Here is a 17,070-nt window from a genome sequence, read left to right as displayed (position 1 = left end):
GCTGCTCTCCCTAGCGTTGGTCTTTTGTTTTCTCGTCATAGGCGGCGCGGGCCGCGCGCACGGACGGCCGGTCGGACACTTCGGGCACGGCCACATCCCACCAGGCGCCGCCGGCGGGGGTGGACACGGCCGGGTCGGTGTCGATGACGATGACGTGCACGCCCCCGTCCGCCCGCGCTTGGGCCAGGGCCGTCTCCAGCCCCGCGATGTCCGCCACCTTGGTGGCCCGCGCGCCCAGGCTGGCGGCGTGGGCGGCGAAGTCGATGGCCGGCAGGGCCGTGTGGCGGGTGTCGGCCAGCAGGTTGTTGAAGGGCGCGCCGCCGGTGGCGCGTTGCAGCCGGTTGATGCAGCCGAAGCCCCGGTTGTCCAGCACGGTGATGGTCAGCGACAGGCCCAGCATGACCGCCGTGGCGATCTCGGAATTCATCATGAGATAGCTGCCGTCGCCCACCAGGACGTGGACCTCGCGCTCCGGCTCCGCCAGCTTGACGCCCAGGCCGCCGGCGATCTCATACCCCATGCAGGAATAGCCGTATTCCACGTGATAGCCGCCGGGCCGCCGCACCCGCCACAGCTTGTGCAGTTCCCCGGGCAGGCCGCCGGCGGCACAGACCACGACCGCGTCGGGCGCCGCCTGGCGCCAAACCGCGCCCAGCACCTGGGCATCCGTGGGCAGGGCCGTATCGCGCTCTTTGGGCGCCGCCGTCGCCGCCTGCCAAGCCTCATCCCAGGCCAAGGCCGGCGCCGCCAGAGAGCGCGCCCAATCGGCCGGCACCCGCCATCCGGCCAACAGCGGCGCCAGTCCGGCCAGCACGGCGGCGGCGTCGCCCACCACGCCCACGGCCCCCTGCTTGGCCGCGTCGTGGGCCGACACATTGACCTGGACCAAGGTGCGCGCCGCCCCCTGGAACAAGGCGCGGGACCCGGTGGTGAAATCCTGCAGGCGGGTGCCGATGCCGATGACCAGGTCCGCCTCGGCCGCCGCCGCGTTCGCCACCCCGGTGCCGGTCACGCCGATGGCGCCCAGGTTGCACGGATGGTCCCAGGGCAGCGCGCCCTTGCCCGACTGCGTCTCCGCCACCGGGATGCCGGTGGCCGCCGTCAGGCCGGCCAGCAGGGTTTCGGCCCCGGCATACAGCACGCCGCCGCCGGCGATGACCAGCGGCCGGCGCGCGGCGCGGATACGCACCACCAGGTCGGCCAAGTCATAGGGATCGGCCGGCGCGCGGCGGATGCGCCACAGGCGGGGGGCGAAGAAATCCTCGGGATAGTCCCAGGCCTCCGCCTGGACATCCTGGCAGAAGGCCAGGGTGACGGGGCCGCAGGCCGCTGGATCGGTCAGCACGGCCATGGCCTTGGGCAGCGCGTCCAGGATCTGTTCCGGCCGCGTCAGCCGGTCGAAATAGCGGGACACCGGCCGGAAGCAATCATTGGCCGACACGGTGCCGTCGCCGAAATCCTCGATCTGCTGCAGCACCGGGTCCGGCCGGCGGCTGGCATAGACGTCGCCGGGCAGGAACAGCACCGGCAAGCGGTTGACATGTGCCAGGGCCGCCGCCGTCACCATGTTGGTGGCGCCGGGGCCGATGGAGGTGGTGCAGACCATGGCGCGCCGCCGCCGCGCTTGCTTGGCGAAGGCGATGGCGGCATGGGCCATGCCCTGCTCATTATGGGCGCGGTAGGTGGGCAGCCCATCCTGGCTGGCCTGCAGCGCTTCTCCCAGGCCGGCGACGTTGCCGTGGCCGAAGATGGCCCAGCAGCCGGCGAAATAGGGCACCGGCCCGCCCGGCCCCTCCACCTGCTGCGCCGCCAGATAGCGGACGGTCGCCTGGGCGGCCGTCAGGCGCTGCCGTGCGCCGGTCACGCCGCCCGCCCGCCCATGGCGTCGGCGCGGGCCTGACGCCATGCGTCGACCAGGGTCTTCAGCTTGCCCGCCATCATGGCCACCACCTCGTCATCATCCAGCCGGTTGGCGAGCCAGCCGCGCGCCGCATCATAGAAGATGGTGCGCCCGACGGCGAAGCCCTTCACGATGCCGGCGGGCGCGGCGGCCAGGAAGGAGGCCAGAAGCTCCTCCTCCGGCGCGGACAGGCCCAGCAGGACCACGCCACGGCAATAGGGGTCGTTCTCCAGCACCGCGGCCTCGATGTTGCGCCAGGCCACGGGATCCGCCGCCGGTTCCAGCTTCCACCAGTCGGGCTTGACCCCGATGGCGTAGAAGCGGCGGATGGCGCGGGCCACCGTCGTGGCGTCGACCGGCAGCCCGGCCGGAATGATCACCTCGGCCAGCATCTCATGCCGCGTTTTGCGGCAGGCGTCGAACAGGCGCAGCAACTGCCGCTCCTGCCGCTCCCGCAAATCCTCAGGATCATCCGGGTGGTAGAAGACCAGGCATTTGACGACATGGGCCAACGGCCACTCCGTCAATTCGGTGGCCACGTCGGCGGAGCTTTCGAACACCAGCGGGCGGGACTTCGGTTCCTCGATGGGGCGACCGATCCAATAAGGGGCGTCGGCGGCGCTGGCCAGCGCGTCGAAGCCGTACCGGCCGTCCAGCAGCAGGCCGAAGCGGTCATCACCACCGGCCACCCGCTCCACCGCTTTCAGGGCCAGGGCCTTGAACTGAGGAATACGGGCGGGATCGGCATCCAGTTCCCGCGCCAGATCCTCGAACTGGCTGCGGTGGTCCACAGCCAGGACGGTCAGTTCGTCATAGCGATGCCGACGGGTGGTGGCCCAGTGGATGTGCTCCAGCTCGGCGCTGTCGCGCAGTCGGCGGGGCAGGCTGGGCTGGGCCAGGAACCATTCCAGTTCCGGCCAGGTCGGCATGGCCGGGGCGCAGCCGTGGCGGGACACGACGATGGCGCCGCAGGCGTTGCCCCAGGCGCAGCACCGTTCCAAGGGTTCATCGCGCAGCCAACCGCGCAGGAAGCCCGCCATGAAGGCGTCGCCCGCGCCCAGGACGTTGAAGACCTCGACCGGGTAGCCGGGGACCACCAGCCCGTCGGTGACGGCGGCCGGGATGGCCCCGGGGAAGGCCACACAGCCGTCCGCCCCGCGCTTGCAGACGATGACGGCGTTGGTCAGGCCGCGGATGGCGGCCAGGGCCGCCACCGTATCGGTCACGCCGCCCAGGATGTGGATTTCCTCCTCCGTGCCGACGACCAGGTCGCATAGGGGCAGCACCTCGCGCAGGCGATCGGTGACCCCGGCGTGGGCGACGAAGCGGTCCTCGCCCCGGTCGCGGCCGGCTAGGCCCCACAGCACCGGCCGGTAGTCGATGTCGAACACAACGCGGCCGCCGGTCTCCTTCACCAGGCGGGCCGCCGCCACGCTGGCGGCGAAGGCGCCCGGCTGCGACAGGTGGGTGCCGTTGATCAGGACGGCGCCGGTGCCGCGCAGCCAGTCGGGATTGAGGTCCGTGGCGTCCAGCGCCATGTCGGCGCAGTTCTCGCGATAGAAGATCAGGGGGAAATTGTCCCGGTCGCGGATGCCCAGGACAACCAGGGCGGTCAGGCGGTCCGGATCGGACACCACGCCGGTGACGTCCACACCCTCGCGTTCCAGTTCCTCCCGGATGAAGCGCCCCATGTGGTCGGCCCCCACCCGGGTGACCAGCCCGGTGCGCAGGCCCAGGCGCGCGCCGCCGGCCGCCGTGTTGGTGGGGCTGCCGCCCAGGTACTTGGCGAAGGAGGCCATGTCCTCCAGCCGGCCGCCCACCTGCTGGCCGTAGAGGTCGACGCTGGACCGGCCGATGGCGATCAGATCCAGCGACTTGGGAAGGGTTTGGACGGGGGATTGCGCAGAAGACGCCATGCCGGTTCCAGCCTTGGGGGTGCCGGATCAGCACCCGATAGAATGGAACGTATATTCCACGTTCTATGTTTTTGTAAATAAAATATCGGAAATGGATTTCATGATCGCCGCCGCCGGGCGCGCGGGGTGGTGCGGGCCCCCGCCCGTTCCCGCTCGAAGGCCAGGCCGATGACCAGGGTTTGCGCCAGGCAGAGGGACGCGGCCAGCGAGCGGAAGCCGCGCACCTCGGACTCGCGCACCTGCAGGACGTGCGCCGCCATCTTGGCCATGGGGCTGACCAGGCTGTCGGTGATGGTCAGGACCTTGGCACCGGCCGACACCGCCCCCTCCACCGCGTGGACGGTTTCCTCGGCATAGGGGTGGTAGCTGACGGCGATCAGCAGGTCGGACTCGCCGATGGCGCCGATCTGCTGACGAGTCAATCCGCCCACGCCGTCGACGAACACCGTGCGCTTGCCCACCTGCTGGAACGAATATGCCAAGTAGGAGGCCACCGGGAACGCGCGCCGGAAGCCCATGATGTACAGGGTCTGGGCCTGATCGATCAGTTTGACGGCGCGGGCCAGTTCGGCCTTGGTCATGGTCTGGCGCAGGTTTTCCAGCGCCAGCGTGTCCCGGTCCACGAACTCGGCCAGCAATTCCCCGTCGTCGCCCGCGCCGGCCTGGCTGTCCAAGGCGGCGTTGAACTGGCGCACCCGCTCGCCATAGCCCAGGGCGGTGTGGTTGGCCAGCAGGCCATCCCGCAGCAGGCGCTGCATGGGCATGGCGCCGGAATAGCCGAGCGCCTTGGCGAAGCGGACGATGGCGGACGGCTGGACGCCCGAGCGTTCCGCCACCACCGCCAGGGTTTCCAGCGCCAGATCGTCCGGATGGTCCAGGACAAAACGCGCGATCTGCTGCAGCCGCTTGCTGAAGGTGTCGTAGCGTTCCAATATGGCCGCGCGCAGCTCTTCCGCCGTGCGCGGCGCGGTGGCACTCTCCGTCATCGTCCCTCCAGAATTCGACATGCCCCTAAGAATAAACGGTCACCGGGCGAAGGCAACGCCACCCGGCGTTATGGATATTCCATCATACCCCATGGTATGATATTTTCATTCCATAATATGATCATGACCGCCCGCCGGACGGCGACCCTCCGGACACGCCGGGCGGCCAGGCCTTGACAGGGAGCCTGCATGTTCGACATCGCCATCCTGGGCGCCGGCCGCATCGGCCGTATTCATGCCCGTAACGTCGCGGCCCATCCGGCCCTGCGCCTGAAGTACGTCACCGACCCCAACGCCGCCGCGGCCGACGCCGTGGCCGCCGAAACCGGGGCGACGGTGGCCGACATGGACACGGCCCTGTCCGATGGCGCCGTCAAGGGCGTGATCATCGCCAGTTCTACCGACCTTCACCTGGACCAGGCGGCCCGCGCCATCGCCGCCGGTGCCGTGGTGCTGTGTGAGAAGCCTCTGGACATGGACCTGGCCCGCGCCCAGGCCGCCGCCCCCACCCTGGGCGGCGACGCCCCCCTGCTGCTGGGCTTCAACCGCCGCTTCGATCCCCATTTCGCCACCCTGAAGGCGCGACTCGACGCCGGCGCCGTGGGCCCCTTGGAAACCCTGCAGATCACCAGCCACGACCCGGCGCCCCCGCCGGTGAGCTACATCACGGTGTCAGGCGGCCTGTTCAAGGATATGGCCATCCATGATTTCGACATGGCGCGCTGGCTGCTGGCAGAGCCGGTCGTGGAGGTCTATGCCGCCGCCAGTTGCCTGGTCGATCCCGCCATCGGCGCGGCCGGCGATGTCGACACCGCCAAGACCATCCTGCGCACCGCTTCCGGCAAGCTGTGCGTCATCAGCAACAGCCGCCGCTCCGGCTATGGCTATGACCAGCGCATCGAGGCGTTCGGATCGCGCGGCCTGCTGCGCGCCGACAACATCCTGGAAAGCAGCGTCACCACCTGGGGCGGGGCTGGGGGCAACCCCGGCATGGCCAGCGACGCCTTCCAGAACTTTTTCCTGGACCGGTACGCGGAGGCCTACCGGCGCGAGGTCGCCCACTTCGCCGATATCCTGGCCGGAACGGCCAAGCCCGGTGTGGGCTATGCCGATGGCGTCGCCGCCCTGGCCTTGGCCGAGGCCGCGGCCCGGTCGGCCGCCACTGGCCAGGCGGTCCGTCTATGACCCCGGCCACCGAGCCTGCCACTCCCACCGCGTTGAAGCCGGTTCGCGGCATCGGGCTGGGCGGTGGCCTAGCCGCCAACGTCCTGAACATGGTGGGCATCGGCCCCTTCATCACCATCCCCCTGGCCATTTCCGCCATGGGCGGCCCGCAGGCCATGCTGGGCTGGCTGGTGGGGGCCGTGCTGTGCGCCTATGACGGGCTGGTGTGGGCGGAGCTGGGGTCGGCCTTCCCACGCTCGGGCGGCCCGTATCACTATCTGCTGCACGCCTTCGGCCCTGCCCGTCTGGGCCGGCTGTTCAGCTTCCTCTACTTGTGGCAGTCGCTGCTCATCGGCCCGCTGTCCATCGCCTCCGGCACGGTGGGCCTGGCGCAGTACGCCAGCTTCCTGGCCCCGGACATGAAGCCCTGGCACATGATGGTGGTGGCGGCGGCCGTCTGCCTGCTGAACACCGCCCTGCTGTACCGCGACATCCGGTCCATCCAGCGCCTGTCCATCGGCATCACCGTGGTGGTGGTGGCCGCCTGCGTCTGGATCGTCCTCAGCGGCGCCTGGCACTTCGACGCCAAGCTGGCCTTCGACTTTCCCGAGGGCGCGTTCAAGCCCACGGGCGCCTTCTGGATGGGCATGGGGTCGGCCACCCTGATCGCCGTCTACGATTACGGCGGATACAATAACGTCTGCATGATCGGTGAGGAGATCAAGAACCCCAGCCGCACCATCCCCCGCGCCGTGCTGCTGTCCATCGCCATCGTGGCGGTGCTGTACCTGGGCCTGAACCTGTCCATCCTGGGCACCCTGCCCTGGCAGACGGCGCAGAAGTCCGACGCGGTGGTGGCGGAGTTCATGCAGGTGATCTACGGCCGCTGGGGCGGCGTCCTGGTATCCATCCTGATCCTGATCGCCAGCTGGGGGTCGGCCCTGGTGGTGCTGCTGGGCTTTTCCCGCGTGCCCTACACGGCGGCGGTGGATGGCCGCTTCTTCAAGCCCTTCGCCAGCCTGCATCCCAAGGGCCGGTTCCCCACCGTGTCGCTGCTGTTCATGGGCGGGGCCTCGGCCGTGGCCTGCTTCTTCTCCCTGGCCGACCTGATCGCGGTGCTGATCGTCATCCAGACGCTGTTCCAATTCACCGCCCAGTGCGTGGCGGTGGTCATGCTGCGCCGCCAGGGGCCGGCCCAGCCGGGGCAGTTCCGCATGCCGCTGTACCCCCTGCCCGTCATCGTCACCATCGCCGGGTGGCTGTACATCGTCGCCACCAGCCAGCCCCGGCACATCGCCATCGGCGTGGCCATGCTGGCCCTGGGTGTCGCCGTCTATCTGGCCCAATCCCGGCGGGAGGGGGCCTGGCCCTTCCGCCTGCCGGCCTGGCGGGCGCCATGACCATGCCCAAGACCCATGACGTGGCGGTGGTCGGTGAACTGTACATCGACCATGTGCTGAGCGGCTTCACTACCTGGCCCCAGCCGGGGGAGGAGGTGGTGACCGACGCCTACACCCGCGAGGTGGGCGGGGGTGCCGCCAACACCGCATGCGGCCTGGCGCGGCTGGGCCGCAGGGTCCAGCTGGTCGGCATCATCGGTGAGGCGGACGCCCACTGGTTCCGGCAACGCCTGGCACCCTATGGCCTGGGCACTGATGGCCTGCGCATCGGTGCCGGCCATACCGGGATCAGCATCAGCGTCTCCACCCGTGAGGACCGGTCCTTCTTCACCCACATCGGCGTCAACAAGGCCTTGGCCGCCCTGCTGGCGGATCCGGCGACGGTGGCGGACCTGACCCGCGCCCGCCATGTCCACTTCGCCCTGCCGCTGGAGCGCGCGGTGGCCGAGGCCTTGCTGCCCGCCCTGCGGGCCGCCGGCTGCACCACCTCGTTGGACGTGGGGTTCCAGCCGGTTTGGCTGCCGGACCCGGCGAACCATGCCACCTGCCAGGCCATCGACCACTTCCTGCCGAACGAAAAAGAGGCGTCGCTGTTTTCCGGCAGCGATGGGACGGTGGACTATCTGACGCTGGCCCAGCGCCTGGCCCTGCCCCACCCGGTGCTGAAGCTGGGGCAGCGGGGCGCCGTGGGCTTGGCGGGGGAGGATCTGTGCGCCGCGACCCCGCCGCCCGTGGACACGGTTGACACCACCGGTGCCGGCGACGCCTTTGACGCGGGCTACATCGACGCGCTGCTGGATGGCGCGCCGCTGCTGGAACGCCTGCGCCGCGCCTGTATTTGCGGCGCCCTGTCCACGCGTGTGGCGGGCGCCCTGGGGGCATCCCCGACCGAACGGAACTATGGAGCACCTATGAGCAGACCTACCGATCGTAAGATCGCGATGATCGGCGGCGGCGGCGTGCGCACGCCGCTGGTCATCTTCGGCATCAACGAGGCGGCGGAGGCGCTGGGCGCCCGCGAAATGGTGCTGTACGACCCGGACCAGGAGCGGCTGAAGGTCATCGCCGCCCTGGGCCGCGCCGTCGTCGCCAAGGAAGGCGGCAGCCTGAAGATCCGCGAGACCGCCTCCATTGAGGACGCGGTGGAGGGCGCGGACTTCATCCTGAACAGCGTGCGCGTCGGCGGCATCGCTTCGCGCGCGGCGGATGAGCTGGCGGCCATCAAGCACGGCTATCCCGGCCAGGAAACGACGGGACCGGCTGGGGCCGCCATGGCGCTGCGCACCGTGCCCGTGGCGCTGGAGCAGGCGCGGGTGGTGGAGCGGCTGGCGCCCAACGGCTGGATCGTCAACTTCACCAACCCCGCCGGCCTGATCACCCAGGCCATCAGCACCCACACCAGCGCGCGGGTGGTGGGCATCTGCGACACGCCCACCGAACTGCTGCACCGCATCACCCTGGCGCTGGGCGCGCGGCATGACGAGGTGGTGTGCGACTATGTCGGCCTGAACCATCTGGGCTGGGTCCGCCGCATCCGGCTGCGCGGCGAGGACGTGACCGACAGGGTTCTGGATGACGACAGCATCCTGTCACAGCTCTACACCGCCCCGCTGTTCGACTTCGCCATGATCCGCACCCTGCGGCTGATCCCGACGGAATACCTGTTCTTCTACTACAGCCGCCGCCGCGCGCTGGAAAACCAGAAGCGCCAGGGCAGCAGCCGGGGCACGGAGGTGGAGCAGTTGAACCACGAGCTGTTCGCCACCCTGAGGGACCGGCTGGGCGCCGATGACGGCGAGGGCGCGGTCGCCGCCTATGCCGCCTACCTCAACCGCCGCTCCGGTTCCTATATGAAGCTGGAGGCGTCGGCGGGGTCCGCCTTCGATAAGGACGCGGCGTTCGATGAGGATCCCTTCCGCGTGGCCAGCGGCTATCACCGCATCGCGCTGGACGTCATGACGGCGCTGTGCGGCGATAAGCCGGCGCGCATCATCGTCAACACCCGCAACGACGGCGCCATCCCCAACCTGCCGGACGGGGATATCATCGAGACGCCCTGCCAGATCAGCCGCGACGCCATCATCCCCGAACCGCTGGAACCCCTGCCGGACGAAGTCCACGGCCTGGTGCAGTCGGTGAAGTCCTATGAGCGCGCGGCCATCCGGTCGGCCATGAACACCGACAGGCTGACGGCGCGCATGGCCTTCCTGATTCACCCCGCCATCGGCGAGTGGGAGCCGTCGGATCCGCTGCTGCATGAGCTGCTGGACCGCTGCATCCATTGCTGATCCGCGTCCATCCCCGGCTCCCCGCGTTCCCCATCGGAACCGGGGGGCCGGCTCACGGACGTCAGGCGAAAGGTCGAGTTGGTCGGCGGCGAAGGCCAGAACCTCTCGCGGCACCATCTCACCTGGTCGCGGAAGGCGGCCGGAATGGTCCGCTATGCCCCGCCCGCTGTTAACGCCGTCTGGTATTCCGCGACGATGCGCGACACCGTCGGCTGGCTGACGTGATGGAGCCTGGCCATCTCGGCGCCGGTCTTCCGGCCGGATAGCACGCTCTCGGCGATCTCACGCCGCTTGGCGGCATCGAGCTTCTTACGCCGGCCGCCAACACGTCCTTCCGCCCGGGCCGTGGCCAGACCGGCGCTGGTGCGTTCCTGAATCATGGCGCGCTCGAAATCCGCGAAGGAGGTGACCATGCGCATCAGCATTCGGCCGGCGGGGCTGGTCGTCTCGATCGCCTCGGTCAAGCTGCGGAATCCCGCGTCGGCCCGGGTGATCCGGTCGATCAGGTGCAAAAGGTCCTTCAATGATCGGGATAGGCGGTCGAGTTTCCACACCACCACCACATCGCCGGGACGCAATTGGTCGATGAGCCGGTGAAGCTCAGGGCGGTCCCAACGGCCGCTGGATATCGCCTCGGTGAAGATCCGGCCGCAGCCGGCTTCCTTGAGCGCCCGCAGTTGCAGGGCGTCGCCCTGGTCGTCGCCCTTGGAAACCCGGGCGTAGCCGATCAGCATGCCGGCACCACGTCCGTCGCGGGAAAGTCCTCACCCTTGAACAGCAAAGGTTCGCCGGTATCCATCGCCAAGGCATAGGAAAACCCGTCGCCATAGTTCAGGCTGGCGGGGTGGCCGGTTCCCTTGCCAAACCGGTCGAGGGCTTCAAGCGCCATCCGGGCCTGTCGTTCGCTGACAGGCTCGATCCGGATCGCGTAGTCCAGGATCAACTGGTCCAGTGCTCGCCGGCACGCGCCGGTAGGGTCGCGGCGCGTGATCAGGCCGGCTTCGATGAAGGTGGCGGCGGAAAGCCGGCAGACACTCGCCGCCGCCATCTTGGTGACGAAGGTCCGCGCTTCGGGCTCGGCATTCAGGATGGCGATAATCGCCGAGGTGTCGATGACCATGGCTCGGCGGGGGCTCAGCGGGGCAAGCCGTGTTCATCATATAAGAATGAAGACGGGTCCTCACCGGCGTCCGACAGACGCGGTAGACCCGCGACCATCGCCATCGTCTGTTCCACCTTGGCCCGTTGCTCCGAAGTCAGCGTATCGTTGGTCGCCCGTTCGGCACGGGCCAACTCGGCTCGCACCGCGGCGCCCACCGCCTGCTCCACCGAAACCCCGCGCAGCCTGGCCAGCCGGAGGGCAAAACGCTCCGTGTCCGCATCCACCGCGAGGTTCATGGTGTTCTCCTCGATTACATAACGACCGTTTTTGAAAGGCCGCCGTACAACACAGGCCCGCTTGGGAAATAATTCAAAATCGTATTGCGGAATGACACTGAAAGGCAATTCGTTTCTGCATAAACGCGGTGAGGCTCCTCTTCAAGAAGCCTTCAACCTCTTGGGCGAACATGCGTATGCGGTTGAGCGCCCGATAGGCCATGAACGTGAGTTTCGTTGCCGATATCTACCGGCACATAAGTGACGTGGCCGTGGCGCACGCCGCGTTCCGCGATGATGGCCTGGGCGAAGCCGCGGACCTCCGCCGTGGCACCGCGTAGTACGGCTACCTCCAGGCAATGGTCGTGGTCCAGGTGCACATGCAGGTTGGCGACCGTCAGGTCGTGGCGGCCATGGTACGTCTCTGTCAGGCGCCGGGGGATATCACGGGTGTGGTGGTCGTAGACATAGGCCAGTGTGGCATAGCAATGGCCGCTGGCGTCCTCGCTGGCCGCCACCGCTGTCTGGCCCAGGCCTGTCCGTGCCAGGTCGCGCAACGCCTCCGACCGGTTGTCATAACCGTAGCGGGCCATGAAAGCCTCCAGTTCCGCCGCGAACTCATCGGAAACGCTGATCGTCACACGTTGCATGAAGTCCCCCAAACATGCGCCAACCCAGCTTTTGGTGTATGTATGACGTATCTCAAGAAACAGCATACACGCCTAAGCTAGGGTCCATAAGCCTAACCGCCGGCTACAGCCGGGATGATGGCGGGAACGGGGGGTATTGGCAAATGGGGTATGGGGCAAGGGCGCGGCGCCGGCTGCTGGCCGGCACGGCACTGACGGGACTGTTTTTTTCAGGTGCGGCCGGGGCTGGTGTGCCCACGCAGGACGCCGGCACCTCGGTCATCGACGTCATCGGCCTGCGCCCCCAGGGCCTGATCGGCAGCGCCGACACAGCCAGCCAGGGCACGGTGCTGAAGGAACAGTTGGATCTGCGGCCCGCCTATCGCGTGGGCGAACTGCTGGAAACGGTGCCAAGCCTGATCGTCACCCAGCACAGCGGCGAGGGGAAGGCCAACCAATACTTCCTGCGCGGCTTCAACCTGGACCACGGCACAGACATCGCTATCAGCGTGGATGGCATGCCGGTCAACATGCGCACCCACGCCCACGGCCAGGGCTATGCCGACCTCAATTTCTTCATCCCGGAGCTGGCGGCCGACCTGCGCTACGGCAAGGGCACCTACACGGCGGCGGACGGAGACTTCGCCACCGCCGGTACAGTGCATATCGACTATCTGGACAGTCTGGACCATGACCTGGCCAGCGTCAGTGCCGGCACGCTGGGCGACCAGCGCGCCATGGCCGCAGCATCCCGGCAGGTGGCCGGCGGCACCCTGCTGGTGGCGGGGGAATACACCCATGTCGATGGGCCGTGGACCATCCCCGACAACTTCCACAAGGTGAACGGCGTCCTGCGCTACAGCCAGGGCAGCGCCGATAACGGCTGGGCCGTCACCGCCATGGGCATGAGCGACCATTTCCACGCCACCAACCAGATCCCCGAACGCGCCGTGGAGGAGGGGCTGATCGGCCTCTACGACGCCATCGACCCCACCGATGGGGGCAGCTCCTCACGCTGGAGCGTATCCGGCCGCTACGCCGACACTGACGGCGACCGGCAGATCAAGGCCAGCGCCTATGTCATCGGCTATGACATGACGCTGTTCAATGACTTCGACTATTCCATCGACTTCCCCGCACCCGTCAACGACCAGTTCGAACAGAAGGACCACCGCCACATCTATGGCGGGGAGGTCGGCTACACCCGCTATGCCAACTGGTTCGGCCTGGATGGACAGAACACGGTGGGCTTCCAGACCCGGGTGGACGACATCAACCTGGTGCTGGCCCGCACGACGGAGCGGGTGGAACGCTTCCTGGTGCGAGCCGATGACGTGGTGGAGGCCAGCGGCGGCCTCTACCTCGAGAACCGTACCCAGTGGGCGGACAAGCTGCGCACTGTGGCCGGGTTGCGGCAGGATGTGTTCTATGGCGACGACAGCAGCAGCGATACGGCCAACTCCGGCACGGCGTCCAAGGGGCTGCTGAGCCCCAAGCTGAACGTTATCCTGGGGCCCTGGGATGAAACGGAGTTCTACGGCAGCATCGGTCGGGGCTTTCACAGCAACGACGTGCGGGGGGCCGTCACCAAGGTGGACGCGCTGGGCACCATCCTGTCCGGCGCCATCACCACGCAGAACAAGACGCCGCTGATGACCCCCGCCACTGGGTATGAGGTGGGCCTGCGCACCGGCCTGATACCTCATCTCCAGGCCACGCTCAGCCTGTTCGTGCTGGACATCGATTCCGAGCTGACCTTCAGCGGCGACGCCGGCCAAACCTCCGCCGGCCGGCCCAGCCGGCGGCAGGGGATGGAGATCGGTACCTTCTACACCCCATTCCCCTGGCTGATCATCGATGCCGACTTCGCCCTGTCGCGGGCACGGTTCACCAGCCGCGACACGGGCGAGGCCGACGTGATCGATGGCCACCCGGGCGACTTCATCCCCGGCGCTTCCAAGATCAACGCATCGGTGGGTGTCACCATCACCGACCTGGGGGCCCTGGGGCCGTGGGCCTCGGGTCTGGAGGCGGGGTTGCAGTTCCGCTATTTCGGACCCCGGCCGTTGCTGGAGGATGGCAGCGTCTGGTCGCCCGCCACGAGCCTGGTGAACGCCCGCGTGGGCTACAAACTGACCGACGCCGTCAGTCTGCAGGTGGACGTGTTCAACCTGCTGGACCGTCACGCCCACCAGATTGACTACTACTACCCCTCGCAGCTGCCGGGGGAAGCGGCGCCGGTCAATGACATCCACTTCCACCCGGTGGAGCCGCGCTCCGCCCGGTTCACCCTTAGGGTCGCATTTTAGCCGCTAATGCGAACTTTTTAAGCAACCCGGGGCAATGCGTCGGGACTGAGACACCCCAGCTTGATGGCGATGGGTTCCGCCTGCTCAAAGGGCCCCTTATGGCCGTTGCGGCGTGATGTTCTCGGTTCGTCCGCTTGGCGCATATTTCTGCCCGGTCTATGTCGTCACCCCAATATACGCAAAACTCAGGCTCCACCGGCCGACAAATCCGAACTCGACGTCGCTCAGGCCTGGCGCACGACGACGTTGTGGTCGAAGCCGAACGCGGCACCGGCGGGGGTCTGGAACAGGACATCCAGGCGCCGCTGGCCGGCGCCGGGGGTCAGCGCGACCTCCACCCGGCCCGGGGCGGGCGTGGTCTTGCGGCCCAGCAGGCGGCCGCCTTCGTAAATGTCGCAAACGCCGACCAGGCTGATAAACACCACGCGCCCGCCCTGGCGCCCGACCTTGGCGTGGGGCGTGAAGCGCACGGAGCATAGGGTGTAGCCGTCGGTCGCCTGGGGGTCGTGGGCCCATCGCGTGCCGAAATCGTCCCAGGCCGTGGGATCCGCCTGCCGATACGCCAACGCCGCGTCCAGGGTCGCCGCCACGGGTGCGGCATACCAAGTGTCCAGGATCAGGTCGGACCCCGTTGTCGCCTGCCGTGCCGGCGGAGGGGCGGCATCAACCGCGACACGGGCGCGGGCGGGCTTCAGGCCGGCGGCCGTGGCGGTCAGCGTCAGGGCGGGCGCACCGGTCCGCGCCTGCACGATCAGCTGCGCCAGACCGTTGAAGAGGGCGCGGCGGTTCCCCTTCTCCGGTGCGGCGCTGTTGGGATCACCATTGCCCAGGCCGATGATGTCGCCGCCCTCGACCGCGAAGGTGATGAGATCCTGGGCCACGGGCACCGGCCGTCCCTGGGCGTCGATGGCCTCGACCGAGAACGGCTGCGCGTCCAGGCCATCGCCCCACATCCGGTCGCGGTCCGGCGTCAGCCGCAGGGCCACGGCGGGCCCGGTCGTCTCCACCTGGGTCCGGGCCGTGACCGTGCCCCCGGCATAGCCCACCGCCTCGAGCCGGCCGGGGGCGTAGGGGACCATCCAGTGGTTCATCTCATAGGGATCGACCGCTTGGCGGCCCAGGGAGCGGCCGTTCAGGAACAGCTCCACCTCCGCCATGTTGGCGCAGGCCATCACCTTGATGGGCTGCCCCTCCCGCCCAGGCCAGGTCCAGTGGGGCACCAGCGCCAGCACGGGCCGGTCCGTCACCCATTGGGCCTGGTGGATGGGGAAGGCCGCCTTGGCGAAGCCGCACAGGTCCATGATGCCATAGAAGGAGGAGTTGGACGGCCAGCCCCAGGGCGATGGCTCCCCGTGATAATCGAAGCCCGTCCAGACGAAGCCGCCGGCGATGAAGTCGCGTGTCGCGATGGCCTTCCAGGCGGCGCGATGGGTGTTCCAGCCTGTCACCGGGTCGTCGTAGGCGGCGATGGTGCGGCTGTCCTTGTCCGTCTCATAGGCGCCGCGGGTGCTGAACGCGCTGGTGTCTTCGGAGGACATCAGCGCCAGGTCGGGATGGGCGGCGTGGAAGGCGTCGTACTTGTCCTGCTGGTAGTTGAAGCCTACCACGTCCACCGCCTGGGACACGTTGACGGGGGTGAACAGGCCGCCGTTCATGGCCGCTGTCACCGGGCGGGTGGCGTCCAGCGCCTTCACCGCGTGGGCCATGCGCCGCACCATCTCATAACCGGCGGCGGAACCCTGCATCGGCTCCTCATTGAACACCGACCACAGGATGACCGATGGGTGGTTGCGATCCCGCCGCACCATCCATTGCAGTTGGGCCAGCGTGTCGGGCGACGGGTTGAACTGCCGGTTCTCATCCATCACCAGCAGGCCGTACCGGTCGCACAGATCCAGCACCACGGCGGAGGGGGCGTTGTGGGTGCAGCGGATGGCGTTGCAGCCCAGATCCTTCAGCCGACGGATGCGATAGTCCCACACCCCATCCGGGATGGCGGTGCCCACGCCCGCATGGTCCTGGTGTACGCACACGCCCTTGATCTTCAGCGGCCGGCCGTTGAGGAAGAAACCTTTGTCCTTGTCGAAGCGCGTGGTGCGGAACCCGCACCGGGTGGTGACCGCGTCCACGCACCGGTCCCCCGCCATCAGGCGGGTCTGGACGCGGTAAAGGGTGGGCGCCTCCACGCTCCATAGCCGGGGGCTGGCCACGGCCAAGTCCAGGCGGGCGACGCCCTGGTCCAGGGCGGGCACGGACACGGGCGCCTGGCCGCTGGCCACCACCCGGCCCTCCGCATCCTCCAGCGTGCTGACCACGGTCATGGCGGCGGCGGTCTTGCCGGCGTTGTAGGCGGTAACCTCCACCGGCAGCACCCAGCCGTCCCCCTGCGGCACCGGGTGGGCGTAGACGCCGTCGGTCACGATGTGGACCGGGTCGCGCTTTACAATGCGGACGGGGCGATAGAGGCCGCCGCCCTCATACCACCACCCTTCCATGGCGTGGGCGTCCACCCGGATGGCCAGGGTGTTCAGGTCGTCGCCGAAGGTGGCGAAGGGCGTCAGGTCGATGGTGATGCCGTTGTAACCGCTCCAGTTCCGCTCGACCACGGTGCCGTTGAACCAGAGGGTGGCGTGGGTGGCGATGCCGTCGATCTGCAATTCGATATGGCGGCCCTGGTCGGCCGGGTCTAAGCGCAGGGCGGTGCGGTACCAGGCGATGCCCCGCCGGCGGTAGCCCTGGGCCCGGTTGGCGTCCGGCTGGATGGGCTGGAAGCTGACGAAGTCATGGGGCACCTGGACAGCGGCCCAGTCGGAATCATCGAACTCGGGGGCCGCCGCCCCCCAGGCCTTGCCCGCCTTGGCGTTGTCGTAGGACTCATCCTGGCCCAGGATGTCCGGGAACGGAATGTCGCCCTCGAAAAAGCGCCAGCCCTGGTCCAGCAGCAGCACCTGGCGCGCAGAAGCCGGGGCTGTCGCCCCAGGGCGCGGCAACGGTGACAGGCCAGCCCCCATGACAGGAACAGGGGTCACCGTGGAGACGACCGCGGCGGCGCCCGCCTTCAGCATTTGACGCCGACTGACACCCCGTCCCGCCAAAGCCCC

General features: G+C 68.4%; 12 protein-coding genes. 4 read left to right on the top strand and 8 right to left on the bottom strand.

Annotated features, from left to right (window positions below; translation table 11 throughout):
- Positions 1-10: 10 nt before the first annotated feature.
- The 3 genes from iolD to ULB03_RS01010 all read right to left on the bottom strand — a co-directional run bounded on the left by iolD (position 11) and on the right by ULB03_RS01010 (position 4,802).
- Positions 11-1,864 carry a 3D-(3,5/4)-trihydroxycyclohexane-1,2-dione acylhydrolase (decyclizing) gene (gene iolD, locus ULB03_RS01020; protein ID WP_322481460.1) on the bottom strand — a complete coding sequence of 618 codons (1,854 nt, stop codon included), beginning with the start codon at positions 1,862-1,864 and terminating at the stop codon, positions 11-13.
- The gene (locus tag ULB03_RS01015; RefSeq protein ID WP_322481459.1) at positions 1,861-3,816 is read right to left on the bottom strand and encodes a bifunctional 5-dehydro-2-deoxygluconokinase/5-dehydro-2-deoxyphosphogluconate aldolase; all 1,956 of its coding nucleotides are present in this window, start codon (positions 3,814-3,816) and stop codon (positions 1,861-1,863) included. The genes iolD and ULB03_RS01015 overlap by 4 nt, the downstream gene beginning before the upstream one ends.
- A gap of 98 nt (positions 3,817-3,914) precedes the next feature.
- The gene (locus ULB03_RS01010; protein WP_322481458.1) at positions 3,915-4,802 is read right to left on the bottom strand and encodes a MurR/RpiR family transcriptional regulator; all 888 of its coding nucleotides are present in this window, start codon (positions 4,800-4,802) and stop codon (positions 3,915-3,917) included.
- A 189-nt stretch (positions 4,803-4,991) separates the two neighbouring features.
- Between ULB03_RS01010 and iolG the strand changes: the two genes are divergently transcribed.
- From iolG to ULB03_RS00995, 3 genes are read left to right on the top strand one after another with little or no spacing between them, the layout of a single operon-like run.
- On the top strand, positions 4,992-5,987 hold the full coding sequence (iolG, locus tag ULB03_RS01005) for an inositol 2-dehydrogenase (protein WP_322481457.1): 996 nt from the start codon (positions 4,992-4,994) through the stop codon (positions 5,985-5,987).
- Positions 5,984-7,366, top strand: coding sequence for an APC family permease (locus ULB03_RS01000; protein WP_322481456.1), 1,383 nt, complete (start codon positions 5,984-5,986; stop codon positions 7,364-7,366). The genes iolG and ULB03_RS01000 overlap by 4 nt, the downstream gene beginning before the upstream one ends.
- Positions 7,363-9,654, top strand: coding sequence for a PfkB family carbohydrate kinase (locus ULB03_RS00995; RefSeq protein ID WP_322481455.1), 2,292 nt, complete (start codon positions 7,363-7,365; stop codon positions 9,652-9,654). The genes ULB03_RS01000 and ULB03_RS00995 overlap by 4 nt, the downstream gene beginning before the upstream one ends.
- 152 nt (positions 9,655-9,806) lie before the next feature.
- Here ULB03_RS00995 and ULB03_RS00990 read toward each other — a convergent pair whose 3' ends face one another.
- The 4 genes from ULB03_RS00990 to nikR are packed head-to-tail and all read right to left on the bottom strand — an operon-like array spanning position 9,807 to position 11,681.
- Complete coding sequence (locus tag ULB03_RS00990) at positions 9,807-10,388, bottom strand: recombinase family protein (RefSeq protein WP_322481454.1); 582 nt, start codon at positions 10,386-10,388, stop codon at positions 9,807-9,809.
- Complete coding sequence (locus ULB03_RS00985) at positions 10,382-10,774, bottom strand: type II toxin-antitoxin system VapC family toxin (protein ID WP_322481453.1); 393 nt, start codon at positions 10,772-10,774, stop codon at positions 10,382-10,384. Before ULB03_RS00985 ends, ULB03_RS00990 begins: the two co-directional genes overlap by 7 nt.
- Positions 10,775-10,788: 14 nt before the next feature.
- Complete coding sequence (locus tag ULB03_RS00980; RefSeq protein ID WP_322481452.1) at positions 10,789-11,160, bottom strand: type II toxin-antitoxin system VapB family antitoxin; 372 nt, start codon at positions 11,158-11,160, stop codon at positions 10,789-10,791.
- A 44-nt stretch (positions 11,161-11,204) separates the two neighbouring features.
- Positions 11,205-11,681: a nickel-responsive transcriptional regulator NikR gene (nikR, locus tag ULB03_RS00975; RefSeq protein WP_322481451.1), complete on the bottom strand. Its 477-nt coding sequence runs from the start codon at positions 11,679-11,681 to the stop codon at positions 11,205-11,207.
- Between the two features lie 230 nt (positions 11,682-11,911).
- Between nikR and ULB03_RS00970 the strand changes: the two genes are divergently transcribed.
- Positions 11,912-13,969, top strand: a complete 2,058-nt coding sequence (locus ULB03_RS00970; RefSeq protein ID WP_322481450.1) for a TonB-dependent receptor — start codon at positions 11,912-11,914, stop codon at positions 13,967-13,969.
- A gap of 224 nt (positions 13,970-14,193) precedes the next feature.
- On the opposite strand, the gene galA is transcribed toward ULB03_RS00970, so the two are convergent.
- The gene (gene galA / locus ULB03_RS00965) at positions 14,194-17,034 is read right to left on the bottom strand and encodes a beta-galactosidase GalA (protein ID WP_322481449.1); all 2,841 of its coding nucleotides are present in this window, start codon (positions 17,032-17,034) and stop codon (positions 14,194-14,196) included.
- Positions 17,035-17,070: the final 36 nt, after the last annotated feature.

Source organism: Nitrospirillum goiasense, from assembly GCF_034427435.1.
Classification (GTDB): Bacteria; Pseudomonadota; Alphaproteobacteria; order Azospirillales; family Azospirillaceae; genus Nitrospirillum.
Note: the sequence above shows the minus strand (reverse complement) of the source record. Positions and strands in the feature narration are given on the sequence as shown.